This is a genomic window from Pseudomonas sp. PDM19 (assembly GCF_014852215.1).
Taxonomy (GTDB): domain Bacteria; phylum Pseudomonadota; class Gammaproteobacteria; order Pseudomonadales; family Pseudomonadaceae; genus Pseudomonas.
In genome coordinates this window covers 685,226-698,512 of record NZ_JACVBG010000004.1, presented here as the reverse complement: position 1 = coordinate 698,512, position 13,287 = coordinate 685,226, and the positions used below count along the sequence as shown (strand labels likewise).

At 60.4% G+C, this 13,287-nt stretch carries 22 protein-coding genes and 1 tRNA gene; 13 read left to right on the top strand and 10 right to left on the bottom strand.

Going from position 1 to position 13,287, the window contains the following annotated elements; all coding sequences use genetic code 11:
* Nucleotides 1–137: 137 nt before the first annotated feature.
* Genes IB273_RS25485 through IB273_RS25465 form a run of 5 tightly spaced genes read left to right on the top strand, consistent with a single transcriptional unit; the run spans nt 138 to nt 2,720 of the window.
* Nucleotides 138–698, top strand: coding sequence for a DUF4136 domain-containing protein (locus tag IB273_RS25485; RefSeq protein ID WP_412548099.1), 561 nt, complete (start codon nt 138–140; stop codon nt 696–698).
* Nucleotides 699–726: 28 nt separating this feature from the next.
* Complete coding sequence (locus IB273_RS25480) at nt 727–1,221, top strand: GNAT family N-acetyltransferase (protein WP_081515753.1); 495 nt, start codon at nt 727–729, stop codon at nt 1,219–1,221.
* Nucleotides 1,208–1,582, top strand: coding sequence for a DsrE family protein (locus IB273_RS25475; RefSeq protein ID WP_081515751.1), 375 nt, complete (start codon nt 1,208–1,210; stop codon nt 1,580–1,582). Before IB273_RS25480 ends, IB273_RS25475 begins: the two co-directional genes overlap by 14 nt.
* Entirely contained in the window at nt 1,579–2,040 is a 462-nt protein-coding gene (locus IB273_RS25470) for a glycine cleavage system protein H (RefSeq protein ID WP_151188423.1), read from the top strand. The genes IB273_RS25475 and IB273_RS25470 overlap by 4 nt, the downstream gene beginning before the upstream one ends.
* A complete protein-coding gene (locus IB273_RS25465; protein WP_192225318.1) occupies nt 2,037–2,720 on the top strand; it encodes a M15 family metallopeptidase in 684 nt (227 codons plus the stop codon). Before IB273_RS25470 ends, IB273_RS25465 begins: the two co-directional genes overlap by 4 nt.
* A 30-nt stretch (nt 2,721–2,750) precedes the next feature.
* Here IB273_RS25465 and IB273_RS25460 read toward each other — a convergent pair whose 3' ends face one another.
* Nucleotides 2,751–3,164, bottom strand: a complete 414-nt coding sequence (locus IB273_RS25460; RefSeq protein WP_192225317.1) for a hypothetical protein — start codon at nt 3,162–3,164, stop codon at nt 2,751–2,753.
* 180 nt (nt 3,165–3,344) lie between these two features.
* Here IB273_RS25460 and IB273_RS25455 point away from each other — a divergent pair, with 180 nt between their 5' ends.
* From IB273_RS25455 to IB273_RS25435, 5 genes are all read left to right on the top strand, one after another.
* A complete protein-coding gene (locus IB273_RS25455) occupies nt 3,345–3,761 on the top strand; it encodes an anti-virulence regulator CigR family protein (RefSeq protein ID WP_192225316.1) in 417 nt (138 codons plus the stop codon).
* A 274-nt stretch (nt 3,762–4,035) separates the two neighbouring features.
* On the top strand, nt 4,036–4,659 hold the full coding sequence (locus IB273_RS25450; protein WP_192225315.1) for a GrpB family protein: 624 nt from the start codon (nt 4,036–4,038) through the stop codon (nt 4,657–4,659).
* Between the two features lie 71 nt (nt 4,660–4,730).
* Nucleotides 4,731–4,934, top strand: coding sequence for a hypothetical protein (locus tag IB273_RS25445; protein WP_045216516.1), 204 nt, complete (start codon nt 4,731–4,733; stop codon nt 4,932–4,934).
* An 83-nt stretch (nt 4,935–5,017) separates the two neighbouring features.
* A complete protein-coding gene (locus IB273_RS25440; RefSeq protein WP_151188427.1) occupies nt 5,018–5,236 on the top strand; it encodes a DUF6434 domain-containing protein in 219 nt (72 codons plus the stop codon).
* Nucleotides 5,237–5,314: 78 nt separating this feature from the next.
* Nucleotides 5,315–5,638: an excalibur calcium-binding domain-containing protein gene (locus IB273_RS25435; protein ID WP_192225314.1), complete on the top strand. Its 324-nt coding sequence runs from the start codon at nt 5,315–5,317 to the stop codon at nt 5,636–5,638.
* A 12-nt stretch (nt 5,639–5,650) separates the two neighbouring features.
* Here IB273_RS25435 and IB273_RS25430 read toward each other — a convergent pair whose 3' ends face one another.
* Together IB273_RS25430 and IB273_RS25425 are read right to left on the bottom strand one after the other, a co-directional pair.
* Nucleotides 5,651–6,073 (bottom strand): hypothetical protein, encoded by a 423-nt coding sequence (locus IB273_RS25430; protein ID WP_192225313.1) that lies wholly within the window; start codon nt 6,071–6,073, stop codon nt 5,651–5,653.
* A gap of 62 nt (nt 6,074–6,135) precedes the next feature.
* Nucleotides 6,136–6,372, bottom strand: coding sequence for a DNA-binding protein (locus tag IB273_RS25425; protein WP_081515731.1), 237 nt, complete (start codon nt 6,370–6,372; stop codon nt 6,136–6,138).
* Between the two features lie 320 nt (nt 6,373–6,692).
* On the opposite strand from IB273_RS25425, the gene IB273_RS25420 reads away from it, so the two are divergent.
* Nucleotides 6,693–6,986, top strand: coding sequence for a hypothetical protein (locus tag IB273_RS25420; RefSeq protein ID WP_192225312.1), 294 nt, complete (start codon nt 6,693–6,695; stop codon nt 6,984–6,986).
* Nucleotides 6,983–7,279, top strand: a complete 297-nt coding sequence (locus IB273_RS25415) for a hypothetical protein (RefSeq protein ID WP_192225311.1) — start codon at nt 6,983–6,985, stop codon at nt 7,277–7,279. Before IB273_RS25420 ends, IB273_RS25415 begins: the two co-directional genes overlap by 4 nt.
* Nucleotides 7,280–7,412: 133 nt before the next feature.
* Here IB273_RS25415 and IB273_RS25410 read toward each other — a convergent pair.
* From IB273_RS25410 to IB273_RS25385, 6 genes are all read right to left on the bottom strand, one after another.
* Nucleotides 7,413–7,508 (bottom strand) — tRNA-Sec (locus tag IB273_RS25410).
* Nucleotides 7,509–7,516: 8 nt separating this feature from the next.
* The gene (locus IB273_RS25405) at nt 7,517–8,557 is read right to left on the bottom strand and encodes a tyrosine-type recombinase/integrase (RefSeq protein WP_192225310.1); all 1,041 of its coding nucleotides are present in this window, start codon (nt 8,555–8,557) and stop codon (nt 7,517–7,519) included.
* Nucleotides 8,557–9,849, bottom strand: coding sequence for a hypothetical protein (locus IB273_RS25400; protein ID WP_169936338.1), 1,293 nt, complete (start codon nt 9,847–9,849; stop codon nt 8,557–8,559). The genes IB273_RS25405 and IB273_RS25400 overlap by 1 nt, the downstream gene beginning before the upstream one ends.
* 630 nt (nt 9,850–10,479) lie before the next feature.
* The gene (locus tag IB273_RS25395; RefSeq protein WP_089034871.1) at nt 10,480–10,869 is read right to left on the bottom strand and encodes a hypothetical protein; all 390 of its coding nucleotides are present in this window, start codon (nt 10,867–10,869) and stop codon (nt 10,480–10,482) included.
* Nucleotides 10,862–11,077, bottom strand: coding sequence for a hypothetical protein (locus tag IB273_RS25390; protein ID WP_192225309.1), 216 nt, complete (start codon nt 11,075–11,077; stop codon nt 10,862–10,864). The genes IB273_RS25395 and IB273_RS25390 overlap by 8 nt, the downstream gene beginning before the upstream one ends.
* A 22-nt stretch (nt 11,078–11,099) precedes the next feature.
* The gene (locus IB273_RS25385) at nt 11,100–11,315 is read right to left on the bottom strand and encodes a DNA-binding protein (protein ID WP_138212403.1); all 216 of its coding nucleotides are present in this window, start codon (nt 11,313–11,315) and stop codon (nt 11,100–11,102) included.
* A 147-nt stretch (nt 11,316–11,462) separates the two neighbouring features.
* Here IB273_RS25385 and IB273_RS25380 point away from each other — a divergent pair, with 147 nt between their 5' ends.
* Nucleotides 11,463–11,699, top strand: a complete 237-nt coding sequence (locus IB273_RS25380) for a DNA-binding protein (protein ID WP_412548097.1) — start codon at nt 11,463–11,465, stop codon at nt 11,697–11,699.
* Between the two features lie 260 nt (nt 11,700–11,959).
* On the opposite strand, the gene IB273_RS25375 is transcribed toward IB273_RS25380, so the two are convergent.
* Complete coding sequence (locus IB273_RS25375; RefSeq protein ID WP_192225307.1) at nt 11,960–13,285, bottom strand: ATP-dependent nuclease; 1,326 nt, start codon at nt 13,283–13,285, stop codon at nt 11,960–11,962.
* Between the last annotated feature and the right edge of the window lie 2 nt (nt 13,286–13,287).

Here is a 13,287-nt window from a genome sequence, read left to right as displayed (position 1 = left end):
TCCATTCCTTGAACGAGCGACGACTCTAGCAACCGGAAGCACCGCGCTAGACGCGGAACATTCCCCGCTTGCCAATCCTTCTGCCTTGCGCTTGGATGGAATTCTCTGACAGGAGTATTGCGATCATGATCCGCCGTTTGCTGTCCCGTTCACTGCTGCTGAGCCTGATGCTCGGCCTCGCCGCCTGCGAAACCACCAGCGTCAGCCGCGACTACGACACCACCCGCGACTTTTCCCGCTACCTGACCTGGAGCTGGGCGCAGCCGGCCTTCGAGTACCGCCCGGATGATCCGCGCATCAAGAGCGACCTCACCGAGCAGCGCATCAGCGATGCGATTGCCGGCGAGTTCGACCAGCGTGGCCTGCGCCAGGCACAGGGCGGCAACCCCGGCGACGTGAAACTGCGCGCCTACCTGATCGTCGACCAGCGCCAGGACCAGGTCACCACCTACAGCGGCGGCTACTGGGGCGGTTACTGGGGAGGCTACTGGGGCCCGCCACCCATGGCCGAGAGCCGCACCGTGACCTACAAGGTCGCCACCATCCAGGTCGATATGTTCGACGGCAAGGACGGCAAGCTGGTCTGGCGCGGCAGCGGCGAGCAGATCATGCGCAGCAGCCCGCCGACGCCCGCCGAGCGCGAAGCGGCGATCCGCGAGACGGTGCAGAAGATCATCGCCCAGTACCCGCCGCACTGATCGGCCCGACCATGACACGGGAGACCGCGTGAACCAGCCCGCCCTGCAACACCGCCCCGCCCTCGCCGACGACCTCGGCGAGGTGGTCGGCTTTCCCCAGGACGCCGACGAACTCTTCTACTGCTACCCCAAGGCGAGCTGGCCGCTGACCATCGGCCAACTCGCCGCCGCCATCGCCGAACGGCGCGGCAGCACCGTGGCGCTGCAGGGTGGCCGGGTCGCGGGCTTCGCCAACTTCTACCAGTGGCAACCCCACGAATTCTGCGCGCTGGGCAACATGATGGTCGCGCCCTGGGCGCGGCGGCACGGCGTCGCGCAGTACCTGATCGAGGTCATGGAGAATCTCGCCCGCGACCAGTACAAGGCGCAGGTCATGAAGGTGTCCTGCTTCAACGCCAACGCCGCCGGCCTGCTGCTTTATGCACGCCTGGGCTACAAGCCGCAGGGCATCGTCGAGCGCGCCGACCCGCAGGGCCGGCGCATCGCCCTGGTCCAACTGGAGAAAGCCCTTGTCCACGCCTGAGCCCCAGCGTGTGCTGATCATCGTCAGCAGCGGCCCGAGCACCCCGGCGCGCTGCGCCGCGCCCTTCTACACCGCCACCCTGCTGGCGTGCATGGATGCCAAGGTCACCCTCTTCCTCAGCGGCGAAGGCACACGCCTGGCCTTCCAGGACATCGCCGACACGCTCTACGCCGCCGAAGACGGAGAGCCCATCAGCCACTTCATCCAGCAGGCCAAGGAAGCCGGCGCCCGCCTGCTGATGTGCCGCGCACCGGGCGTGGCCATCGACGAAAGCCGGCTGATCGAGGAAGTCGACGAGATCGCCAGCGGCGGCGAGCTGGCGCGCATGATCCTCGAGTACGACCGGGTGCTGACGCTGTGAAGCTGCACGGCCTGGAGTTCCCGGACGACCTGCTCTACGCGCCCGACTACAACCTCTGGCTGCGCGAGGAAGAAGGCGGCGCCGTCACCCTCGGGCTCACCGCCTACGGCTGCGCGGTCTACGGGCAGATATTCGCCTTCACCCCCAAGCGCGACGGCTGGCACATCGACTGCGACCGCAGCTTCGGCGTGGTGGAATTCGCCAAGGCCGCCTCGTCGGCGCGCAGCCCGCTGGACGGCACCGTCCTGGCCAGCAACGAAGCCGTGGTGCGCAGGCCAGGGCTGATCAACCAGGACTGCTACGGCGAAGGCTGGATGGTGCGCCTGAAGCCCGACGACTGGAGCGCCGCCCGCGCTCGCTTCCTCCAGGGCGAAGCCGCACTGGAGGCCTTCGCCCAGCGCATGCACCTGGACAACTTCGACCCCGACGACGACGGGGTCCAGGCCCTGCGCCCATGAGCCGGGCAGGCGCGCAGTTCACGCTGCTGCTCTGCCTGCTCATCAGCCCGCCGCTACGCGCCGACCAGCCAACCCAGGAAGGCTTCGTCTATCTCGACCAGGTGCTGAAGACCGCGCGCTATGACGTGCGCTACGCCGGCACCGAAAACTTCGTCGGCGAGCCCATCGACGGTTACCAGAAGGCGCGGATCATCCTCACCCGCGAAGCCGCCACCGCCTTGGCTGCCGTGGAAAAGGACGTTGCCCTGAGCGGCCTGGCGCTGAAGATCTTCGATGGCTATCGCCCGCAGCGCGCAGTGGAAGACTTCCGCCGCTGGGCCGCCGACCCGCAGGACATCCGCCAGAAGGCCCGCTACTACCCACAGCTGGACAAGCCCGCGCTGTTCCGCGACGGCTACATCGCCAAGCACTCCGGGCACTCGCGCGGCAGTACTGTCGACCTCACGCTGGTGGATTCGAAAACCGGAGAGGAGGTGGACATGGGGAGCCCGTTCGACTTCTTCGGGCCCATATCCCATCACGGCACGGCGCTGGTCAGCGTGCAGCAGACGCGCAACCGCGAGACGCTGCGCCAGGCCATGCTGCGGCACGGCTTCGAGCCTTACAGCGCAGAGTGGTGGCACTACACCCTGAAGACCGAGCCTTACCCGCAGACCTACTTCGACTTCCCGGTGCAGTGAAGGACAGCGGCCGTCCCTGGCCGTGGTGGATCAATTGTCGTGCTGGGTGTTCTTGTGGGCCGGCTTGGTGGCGGAGATCGCCGTAGCCTTGGTCTTGCCCTGGGTATCCCTGGAGTGCGCCACGGCGGATGTCGCCTGCCCATGGCCCTTGCTGTCGTTCTTCTCGCTGCCGTAGTGATTGCCGCTCAGGCCATGGTCGCGGGTGGCCTTGCCGGCGTGCTCGCCACCGTCGTTCGCGCCATTGCTGTTGCTGCCGTGGTTACCACCGGCATCGCCCTTGCCACCGCCGTGGCCACCGCCGTTTCCGCCGCCATTACCACCACCGTGACCGCCACCATCGCCCTTGGCATAGGCCGAACTGATCGGCGAGAAGTCGGCAGGCAGCAAGGCTGTCGTGCCGAGTGCGACTGCACAGGCTACTGCAACAACCAGGGACATTTTCATCTTGTTATCGCCTCCACGGGCGGGGGGGTTGAGATACTTCTATGACTCGCTGCAGGCCCCGCCGTTCGCGGCCTGCCGACGAAGTGCCAGCACGCATGTGCCAACTTGGCCGCCACCGGAGTGTTGCGGCAACGGCTACGCTCACCGGCACAGGAGTCTCACCATGGAGGCAACACGGACATGTCCAGAATCAACCCCCTTCTGGCGGCAGTCATCGGCGTCACCCTGCTGGGCACCAGCCCCCTGCTGATGGCCGATCCGGGCAAGAACAAAGGACACGACAAAGGCGGCCAGCACGGCAATCAGGGCAACAACTGGCAAGGCGGCCCGAGCATCGACATCGGCGGCGTGCAGGTCATCCTCAACGACAATCGCAACTACTGGAGCCCCGGCGCGGCGCTGCCGTCTGGCATCCAGAAGAACCTGGCCCGCGGCAAGCCGCTGCCGCCGGGCATCGCCAAAAAGCTCGACGGCCGCCTAGTCGGCCGTCTCCCCCACTACGACGGCTACGAATGGCAGCAGGCCGGCACCGACCTGCTGCTGGTGACCATCGCCACCGGCGTCATCTACGAAGTGCTGCAGAACGTGCTGGATTGACGCTGCTTCCCCTGTAGGAGCAACTGTCTTTTCTCGGTGCTTGACCGCTGGCACCCGTAGGGCGAATAACCCGGAACGGGTTATCCGCCAGGGCGGCGGATAACGCCATAGGCGTTATGCGCCCTACATGGGATAGCGAGGCATGGAGCTGTTGCAGGAGCGGGCCATGCCCGCGATCGCGCCCATGGGGCGCTCCTACAGGATTACTCGGAACTCCGCCCACCGGATCAACCTCCAACCCTCGCCCCCACCGCCCCACCGCTGGAGTTACCGCATGACCCCGCAAGCCCCCGAATTCGACGGCCAGCGCTGGAGCAACGCCGAAGAAGACCGCATCGAAGTTGTCGCCGCCGATCCCCGCTGGCCCCAGCGCTTCGCCGAAGAAGCCGACGCCATCGCCCGTGCCGCCGACCTTCCCGGCCTCGGCATCGAGCACATCGGCAGCACCGCCGTGCCGGGGCTGGACGCCAAGCCGATCATCGACATCCTCCTGCTGCCGCCACCGGGCAGCGACCCGCACCAACTGATCGAACCGCTGCAAGAGCTGGGCTACCAGTACTGGGCCGAAAACCCCGACACCTCGCGGATGTTCTTCGTCAAAGGCATGCCGCCGCTGGGCAGCGGACGCAGCCACCACGTCCACGTCATGGACCTGAGCGACGCCTCGCGCCGCCTGCTGTTCCGCGACTGGCTGCGCACCCACCCCGACGACGCGCAGCTCTACGCCCAGGTGAAGCACGAACTGGCGAAGCGCTTCCCCACCGACCGCGACGCCTACACCGAAGGCAAGGACGAAGTCGTCGCGCAGATACTCGGCCGCGCGCTCAACCCACCCGAGCACCACCGCGACGGCGAAGCAGCCCACGGCGGCGAAATCCAGGGGCCGGACAGCCACTGAAGAACGCCACGCGTTAATCAGCCGTTAATCCAGCCGGCCGAAGCTCGGGGCTCCCCTCAGGAGGAAGTCCCATGCTCAAGCTCTCCGTGGTCACCTTCGCCTGCTTCACCCTGGTCGGCTGCGCCGACTCCCCGCACTTCAGCCACTTCAGCGCCATCGAATCGCCGGTGCGCGAATCCTTCGGCGAAGACAACCTCGAACGCCAGCCCACCCGCGTGCGCCTGCAAAGCGACGATTACTCGGCGCAGCAACAGCGGATGATGTGGGGCCAGTGACGCCGCAACACCTCGGCAGACCGCGCCAGCGGCTGCCGATTGCGCTATAACGGGTGCTCCCCCAAGGCACAGGAACGGACACCATGGCCTTCGACTGGCACAGCGACCCGATCACCCGCCAGACCCCGCTCGACGCCCACTACCGCAACACCCAGAACGTCCGCCGCTTCATGACCGAGCACTGCGGCGACGGCTTCCACTTCGACCGCGCCTTCATGGCCTGGATACGCAGCGGCGCGCCAGCGGACATGGGCGCAGTGGTGGATGAGTGGCGCCGCCGGAAAGGCCTCGCCATTGGCTGAACCCGCCGCTTGCTGCCGATGGCGCTCGGCCCAGGGCGCCCGCTAGACTCCGCAGAGCACTCACCTTGGACCACCGCCATGAAGAAAGGGATCTTCCTCGCCGTTCTTGCGCTGCTCGCCTGGCAGTACATGGACAACCCCAACTGGCAGTCGCGCTTCTTCCGCGCGGCGCCATCGTCCGTCAGCGCCCCCGCTGCGCCCAGCGAACCTGCCGCAGAACCCGTCGCAGCACTTGAAAGCAAGCCGGAGCCCACGCTCAGCGTGCGTTGCGACGGCCGTCAACACTGCTCGCAGATGACATCCTGCGCGGAGGCCAAGGCGTTTTTGCGCAGCTGTCCGGGCATGAAAATGGATGGCGACCACGACGGTATTCCCTGCGAAGACCAGCTGTGCCGCATGTAAGGGTTGGCAGCGCTACAAGCCACCACTCAGCCACAGCGTGAACTGACCGTCGCGCACGGCCAACGCCTGCCGCACCACGCTGTAGCGCAGCGGCAGCACACCGCCGGTGCTGACCTTCAAACGGTCAGCCAATGCCAGCACCTCCTCGAAGGAAGCCTCCGGCAGGTACTTGTTGAAGGAATAGCTGTCGCGGCCAATCAGCACCTGCACCGCGTACACGTCCTGCCCGAGCGGATCGTAGACCAGCAGCCCCTGCAACTCGATGCCCGCCGGCAACCGGAACAGCGCCCGCACCAGCAGCAACGAAACACCGGGCGCCACCTCCGCCGCCGTGGCCAGCGGCACCAGGAACGCATCCTCGCGAACGCCGTCCTGCCAGCGCCACAGGTCGCTCAGTTCCAGATGGTCCTCGGTGAACTGGTCCAGTCTGACCATGGCTCGCCTCATCCTTGCGGGAATGCCTGCCGCGACCTCAGGACAGCGTGTTTACTAGGGCCCTAGCTATCCACGTCCGGGGCTATTTGCCCACGCGCAGCGTCCGTTTCGCCCTTCCACAGCCAAAGCTCGTATTCCGGAAACGCGGCGATCACTTGCTCGAGGTCTTCCACTCGCGTTTTGGTCTTCAGGTCCGTGGCGACCGTCTGCCAGCGGCGACGGTTGCTGTTGGCAGATTCAGCTGCCAAACGCGCAGCCCCCAAGTGTCGGACAAGAACCCTAAGGCGTTCGTCGATCATAAAAGCGCTCGCAGAAACTGACGAAATATTTGACTGACGAATAGTTCGTCTATAGCCTCAATTGAAATGACGAAATATTCGTCACTCATGCTTGCCGTTTGGATGGTCCGGCTTGAAGCGTTGCTCGACCGACTCAGGGTCTGGCCCAACCGCCTACCTTGGCTTAGCCGCTTTCAGCTGCCATCCAAAGCACGCAAGGAACCACCGTGGTCCATCGATGCGCATAGTGAATCAACGGATATAGAACTGGAAGTCTCGTGCAGGCGGCTCGATTAGACCGGGCGAAAAGTGCCAATCAAGGGCCTTCCTAGGAGCCGTGCATGGCTGACTACGACTTTTCCACCGCAATAGCACTGATAGGGAAATTCGCCCTGGTAGAAACGGCCCACGGCGAAGGCTCCGCACCTGGCTGGTACTGCGTGCAAATCTTGGGAGTTGTACCGCCATTGGCAGAGGTTTTTGCCCACCCCTATTTCTTGGTACGAGACATTCCGTTCGAGTCCGACCTGCCAGAAGAGCTGTTCTGGGAAGAGATCAGGTCTCTTCAAGTATTGGATTCTGTGGAAGTACAAGCGTGGAAGAACAGCGGTTTGCCCTCAGGAGTATCCCCATGACCCGCTATGGCACAGCGAACCCCGTCTCCCTGCTCGGCCAGTACGCCTTGGTATCCACCACCTGCGATGCTGACCCCACCCCGGAACTGCACTGCATCCAGATCGTCGGCGTGGTGCCTCCGCTGGATCAGATCATCAGCCGCCCCTACTTCCTGGTGATGGACCAAACGCTCCGCCGCCCCTACCCGCAGGAGATGTTCTGGCACAACATCCAGTCGCTGAAGGTGCTCGAACCGGAAGAGGTCGAAGCCTGCAAAGACCTGATTCCCCAGGACGGGATCATGATGTGCTGAAGCGGCCTGCCAGAGACCTTTTGATAGCGGGCGTAACATCGGCGCCTGCGGCACCCGCAGACAAAAAGTACTTTGAATCGCTCCGCAATCGAGTACGAGCGCGACAAACCGCGCGGACCGAAGCAAAGGAAATTGGCGGAAGGCAGTGAGAGTCGAACTCACCCAGGAACGGCTGCCGTCCCCCACCGGGTTTGAAGCCCGGCCACGCCACCGGGCGTGATTGCCTTCCATATTGATTTACAAGGCTTTTTCTCCAGCTTCCGTGGCCGACTCCGGTGAGGTGTCGAAGAAGTGTCGAAAATCTCTACTGGGACCGAACGCTAGCACGTCCTGCATGTGCCCTGGAGCGAGGTGCGCATAGCGCATGGTCATCGCCAGGGTCGAATGGCCGAGTATCTTTTGCAGGGACAGGATGTTGCCACCGTTCGCCATGAAGTGGCTAGCGAAGGTATGTCGCAGGACGTGTGCTTTCTGACCTGGCGGTAACTCTAGACCAGCCTTGGTGACAGCTTCATCAAACGCGTTGCGACAGTTGGTGAACGGTCCGAAGCGTTTGAAGTGATCGAGAATTCTGCTCTCCAGTTCGGGTGAAATCGGTATCGAGCGTCGACGCTTGGATTTGGTGTTGATGAAGTGCACGGCAGCTCCCTTCACCCTGGATGGCACAAGCCCCTGCGCCTCTCCCCATCGGCAACCCGTGGCAAGGCAAATGGCTGATATCAGCTCTACGTGGACGTGCGGCATCTGGCGTAGCGTGTCGAACAACGCCGCGATCTGGTCATGATCCAGATAGGCCAACTCATTCTCTTGCAGCTTCAGCGGCTTCAGTGTCGCCAGCGGGTTCGGGTAGTCCACCTCACCAAACTGGATCAGGCAATTGAACATCGCGCGCAGGTACGACAGCTCATTGTTGAGAGTCTTTCGACTGTAGCCATCCGCAAGGCGCTTGGCTCGATACTCCGCAAACCGAATGGCCGTGAAGGCCCGCCCGATAGGGTTCTTGAGCCGTTCCATCATTCGCCGCATCAGCAGTTCACGTCCGTCGTAATCGCTCAGCGCGTGACCATGCAGAACACCCCAGCGGTTGAGCAATTCCAGGAGCCGTCGCCGATCCTTCGGCGTGGGATTCCAACCAGGGCTATCGATGCACTTCTGACGCACAGTAGCTTCGAAGCGTTGAGCCTCACCCTTGGTCTTGAATCGCTTGCGGAAACGCTTGCCCTTGATCGGCTCTACATCGACGAACCAGCGACCATCAGGGAGCTTGGTGATGCTCACTAGATGGAGTACCCCCGTCGCAAATACCGGTCGTTCAGCAGCTTGCGCATGTGCTTTTCGAGGTCGACAGTCGTGAAGCCTTTGGCCTTGTAGTGATCCTCGATCACGTGCCAGAACGGCAGCGTCTTGCCGACCTCAATAGCCTTTTTTATGTTCACGCGCTCCCGTGCGATCAGGCTGACAAACTGGCCCAGGAACATCTCGCAGTTCTTCCCGGAGAAGCCCTGTGCAGTCTTGTAGTAGCGACGGTACTCGGTGCGATCAATCAGCGGATCGGCCTCCACTTGGACCTTTGCGTCCTGGAAGATCAGGGTCCAGAACGGATCAAGGCGGGACTTCGATTTGAACAGGCGGAAGTTGTCGCAGGCATAGCGCCAGAGGCCTTGCAGGTGCGGGCATAGGCCGGCATAGGTGCGGCATCCGATCACCTCACCAGAGGACAGCGTGGAACCTTCGGAGAACTGCTGAATCACCGAGTGGTGGAAACGGAACTCAAGGCGCCAAACGTCTTCTTCAGGCTTGTACGCAGGGTCACCATCACCGAACGGATCGCCGTTGAGGGATGCCCACACGTTGCTCCAGTAATCGAGCTTGTCGGTGGCGCGTGCCTGGATGGTTTTGTTGTAGATGCACAGTTGCAGGCCACTGGCGGAGCCGAACATGTACGTCTCGCCGCGACCGTAGACGGAGGCGCTGCTGTCGAACTCAATGCGCTCAATCCCGGTGATCTGGCGCACCCGATGCGACCGGCAATGCATGTGCTCCACGATGTCACGAGGTGGCTCCCAACCCTGCACGTCCAGGGCGAGGTGCACCGCACACTGATTGGTTTCGCAGTGCATCAGCACAGCCCGCGCCAGGTCATCCATCAGGCGTTGAAGTGATTGCGGATCCGCCCCATCCAGGGCGTGAGGGGATATCTCGAACTTGAGGTGAGCGCCGATGTTCTCGAGCTTCACGTTGTGGTTTTTGATCAGCAAGATCACGCCCATGTCGGCGTTCTGCAGGCGGTACTGGTACCCAGAGTCGCGCCCCACCCTGCCCTTGGCCCACTGGTGGCCCGCAAATTTAACGAACTCTTCAGGCTGCTCGAACAGCGCCATGACTTCAGGGCGAATCATGCCGTTGTACAACTGACGAACCGTGTCGACGCCGCAACGCAGCAACCGAACGTTGGACAGGTCAATGAATCGCTTGCGCTGGTCATCGAAGAACAAGCGACCGCTCTCCGACTCCACGAACTCGCCATTGGGCTTCAGGGTAATGCGCAGCATGTGATAGGGCTTTGCCATGTTAAACACTCCAAATAGCTACGAATTGAAACGTTGGTAGTTGGGCTTTCCGACGTGTTACAGGGGTCGTCGGCCGCGCCTTCGGCCTACCGCTCGTGCCTTGCGCTCCCGGCCGGCGTCGCGGCCCACGCCCGGCTCATGCACCTCAGTAGGGAAACGCCACCGCTGGCGAGGAAGAACCCAGGGCCGAGAGCGCGCCCAGCAGGTAGGCCAGCGCCACCAGCACAAGGTCGTAAGTCCAATCAGGAAGTTGCATCGCGCTGCCTCCGTTGCCTTTTCGCAGGCATGAGTTGGCCCGGCACGGATTAACTGGCGCGCTCGCCGGTTCATCTGCGCTATCGAGGTTTTGCAGTGGGATATGGGTATTGAATCAAACAGCCGGCGGCGCGACTAATCGTTTGATTTGATGGCTAGAAGCCCGTCCTAGACGCATTGGAACGAATAGCAACGTATTGGCACTCGACGCCAAAAGCTCGTCCTACGGGCCATCAATTCCATTGATGGCTGACGCCACAAACACACACCAAGGGCGCTGCCCTTGTCATCCCGCTCTTGCCGCCGAGGGCTCGGGAGCGCGGGGCGGAGAAGCTGCCCCACGCTCACCGGCCGAGGCTGATGAAGGGCATGCGTTCAAGGGTTCGCTCCGCCCGTGCTTCCGTTCGACGGAACGGTGGGGCTGTTCCGACGATCCGGGAGCGCGGCCCTTGAGCGCGAGTCGTCAGGGTGGGTGACGCGGCCCAGTACGTTGCCGGAACCGTGCCGGTCGCGGTACCGCATCACCCGAATCGTGCGCACGTTTGACCAGAACATCTCGTTGGGAAATGGCTCGTCACCAGCGACATGTTTGACCAGGAAATACGGCTCTTCCTGGATACCGGCCAGCGGCAGGACGATGCCCACGATGTGCATACAGCACCAGAGCGATTCGGGGTCCTGTTCCCAGGCCAACTCAACGAGCACGGTCTTCCCCAAGTAAGGCAGGGCGCTTTCGGCATCGAGGACGGGACATTGGCTATTCATTGCTGTAGTCCCCCGCACCGAAGGTGGCCTTGCCGCGCTCCATGTCATCGCGGAAGCGTGCGAGGTTGATCATGCGGAAGCACCCCATCTGGATGCTCGGAACAGTGCCGTCTTCCGCCCACTGGGCTGCCTCGTCGTAGGACACGCTGCACATCTCCGCGAAGGTGGCGATGCCGCACAGGTCCAGACTCCATTTCTCCTTGCTCACAGTCGTTCTCCCATTCGGTCGTTCATGCCGTCCACTCCTGCTCCAGCAACCAGCTCCGGAGCAAAGCGCTGTTGACCATGCGGAACTTGCCGAACTTCACGGAAGGCAGAACGCCCCGATACACCCAGGCTCGGGCGATGCCATAAGCGATACCGTTGCGCTCAGCCCAATGCTCTATCGACTCCACGTCCTGCTGCGGCCCTACCAGGGCGCCGGGGTTCAGCTCTTCCAGTTCCATGCTCGTTCCGTCACTATTCGTGTCATTAGCCATGCGCGGCCAGGGGAATAATTGCTCGGAGGAATTATTACCCCATGAGATGCGGTGGAGCAACTATTTCTCTGGAAAAATTTCTATATGAGCACGTCTGCCGATAGAGCTCGGCTATTGATCAAGCAGATTGGCCCGAAGAAAGTCAGTCTCCACGGAGGCGACTACGAACGCTGGAAGAGCGTCAGCAAAGGGGCAATTCGGGTAAGCACGGAGGAAATTGACGTACTGGTGAAAATCTATCCCCAATACGCACTGTGGCTTGCTAGCGGCAACACCGCCCCGGAGATCGGGCAGACAAGCCCCGACTACGAGGATGTCGCTGCCAAATTAGCCAAACCCAGCGCGGGATAGAGCTAACCAGGAAGGTGGCACTGCGCTGGTTCAGCAAAGGGCGGGGCTAAACGGCAATCCTATAGACGACGATTGCCTTTAACTCCCTTAGCCAGCGCCGCCCCAAACGCCGAAAAGACATATAAATTGCGTTGGCGTCCATCTTGCTGCTCAATCACCTATCACTGGCCCGCACCGAGGAACCAGCTTCGCGTTGAAGGCATAGCAATAAATTTGGTTCACTATCCGAAGCAACAATACCCACCCAAAGCCATATACCATCAACTAAGAAAATTACTAAGTATTTGCGCAAAACCACGCACTTCCGCCGGAAAACTATCACACAGATACTTAATTATATCCGCTTCAGTTGCATGTCGATCTCGACCTATTGCCGAGCAAAAATTCTTGGGCGTATCAAAGCGAGGATCATTTTCCACTCCCGGCAAAAATCTCCCAGCCCTGTACTCTTCAAAAATTGCTTTCTCAACGCTCAAGAATGGAATGCAATGCACATTCGGCCGTCTAGCATGCCGAAATTCCGCTTGGTCCCCATCTAGCACCGAAATGACATTTTCGGGCGCCGAAAAAAATCCTTCGATGGAGTTTTGGCGCATCAGATCAACCACATTACTCCCACCACCAACATGGATAATCTGATAAGAAAAGAACAGGCCGGAACAATAATTCGTCAGAACATACTCCAACAGAGACTTCAACATAGCATCCTCTGTCAGAATATATTTATCCCAACCTTTAAACCCAAAAAGAACACTTTTAATATAATTATAGGACGAGGGAACGATATCAACCCTCCCTCCATCATCCCTCATATAGAACAATTCGCCGCCCTTCAAAGTCCTCATCAGTGCTAGCGAGTGAGTAGTGAAAACAACCTTTACCTGCTCTGCTGCGCAAAAGCGCCGCAGCCAATCAATTAGATGGGCCTGCGCCGCAGCATCAAGGGAAATATCAATTTCATCAATAACAATAAGTTTGCTACGACTTTTAATCTTCCTATATAAACTAATTAAGAAGAACTCCCCCGAACTGAGATGATCCTCACGAACATATCGATCATCATCCAATGGTATGCAGTAATAACTTCCACCCTTTGCAGCCACCTCTACCAGCCCATCAAACTTATTAGACTGATAAATATCATTCAAGAAGCCAATCAACTCCACCGGAACTTCATACTCACCCAATATCAGCGCAGTCCTTATATCCATATCTGCGCTCATGATATTTTGAAAATTATTAAACCGCTGACCAAAAGGCATGGGCAACTCAACATCAATTGCAGCCTTTAACTCTTCAGGAATAGGCGACCGACTATTCAGGTCATTTATATTCGAGTCAAAAGAAAACTCATATGCATCGCCCCCATAGGTACAGCGCATTGAACTATCAGCCTTAAATATTCCAGGCGAAGCGGTCCTAGAAAATGTGTCGGCAGACTTCAAATTCAAGATAGCCTTAATCAGAGTGGTCTTACCCACCCCATTCTTCCCGACTATACAAGTAATCCCACTTGCATTTAAGTCAACATCAAGACTGGCATAACCAATATGCTGAATATTATTTATCTCTATTTGAAGATTCATAT

Bases quoted from the DNA above. Each gene is read 5' to 3' on its own strand.
- IB273_RS25465 (WP_192225318.1), top strand. From the start codon at position 2,037: ATGAGCCGGGCAGGCGCGCAGTTCACGCTGCTGCTCTGCCTGCTCATC.
- IB273_RS25460 (WP_192225317.1), bottom strand. From the start codon at position 3,164: ATGAAAATGTCCCTGGTTGTTGCAGTAGCCTGTGCAGTCGCACTCGGC.
- IB273_RS25455 (WP_192225316.1), top strand. From the start codon at position 3,345: ATGTCCAGAATCAACCCCCTTCTGGCGGCAGTCATCGGCGTCACCCTG.
- IB273_RS25450 (WP_192225315.1), top strand. From the start codon at position 4,036: ATGACCCCGCAAGCCCCCGAATTCGACGGCCAGCGCTGGAGCAACGCC.
- IB273_RS25445 (WP_045216516.1), top strand. From the start codon at position 4,731: ATGCTCAAGCTCTCCGTGGTCACCTTCGCCTGCTTCACCCTGGTCGGC.
- IB273_RS25440 (WP_151188427.1), top strand. From the start codon at position 5,018: ATGGCCTTCGACTGGCACAGCGACCCGATCACCCGCCAGACCCCGCTC.
- IB273_RS25435 (WP_192225314.1), top strand. From the start codon at position 5,315: ATGAAGAAAGGGATCTTCCTCGCCGTTCTTGCGCTGCTCGCCTGGCAG.
- IB273_RS25430 (WP_192225313.1), bottom strand. From the start codon at position 6,073: ATGGTCAGACTGGACCAGTTCACCGAGGACCATCTGGAACTGAGCGAC.
- IB273_RS25425 (WP_081515731.1), bottom strand. From the start codon at position 6,372: ATGATCGACGAACGCCTTAGGGTTCTTGTCCGACACTTGGGGGCTGCG.
- IB273_RS25420 (WP_192225312.1), top strand. From the start codon at position 6,693: ATGGCTGACTACGACTTTTCCACCGCAATAGCACTGATAGGGAAATTC.
- IB273_RS25415 (WP_192225311.1), top strand. From the start codon at position 6,983: ATGACCCGCTATGGCACAGCGAACCCCGTCTCCCTGCTCGGCCAGTAC.
- IB273_RS25400 (WP_169936338.1), bottom strand. From the start codon at position 9,849: ATGGCAAAGCCCTATCACATGCTGCGCATTACCCTGAAGCCCAATGGC.
- IB273_RS25395 (WP_089034871.1), bottom strand. From the start codon at position 10,869: ATGAATAGCCAATGTCCCGTCCTCGATGCCGAAAGCGCCCTGCCTTAC.
- IB273_RS25385 (WP_138212403.1), bottom strand. From the start codon at position 11,315: ATGGAACTGGAAGAGCTGAACCCCGGCGCCCTGGTAGGGCCGCAGCAG.
- IB273_RS25375 (WP_192225307.1), bottom strand. From the start codon at position 13,285: ATGAATCTTCAAATAGAGATAAATAATATTCAGCATATTGGTTATGCC.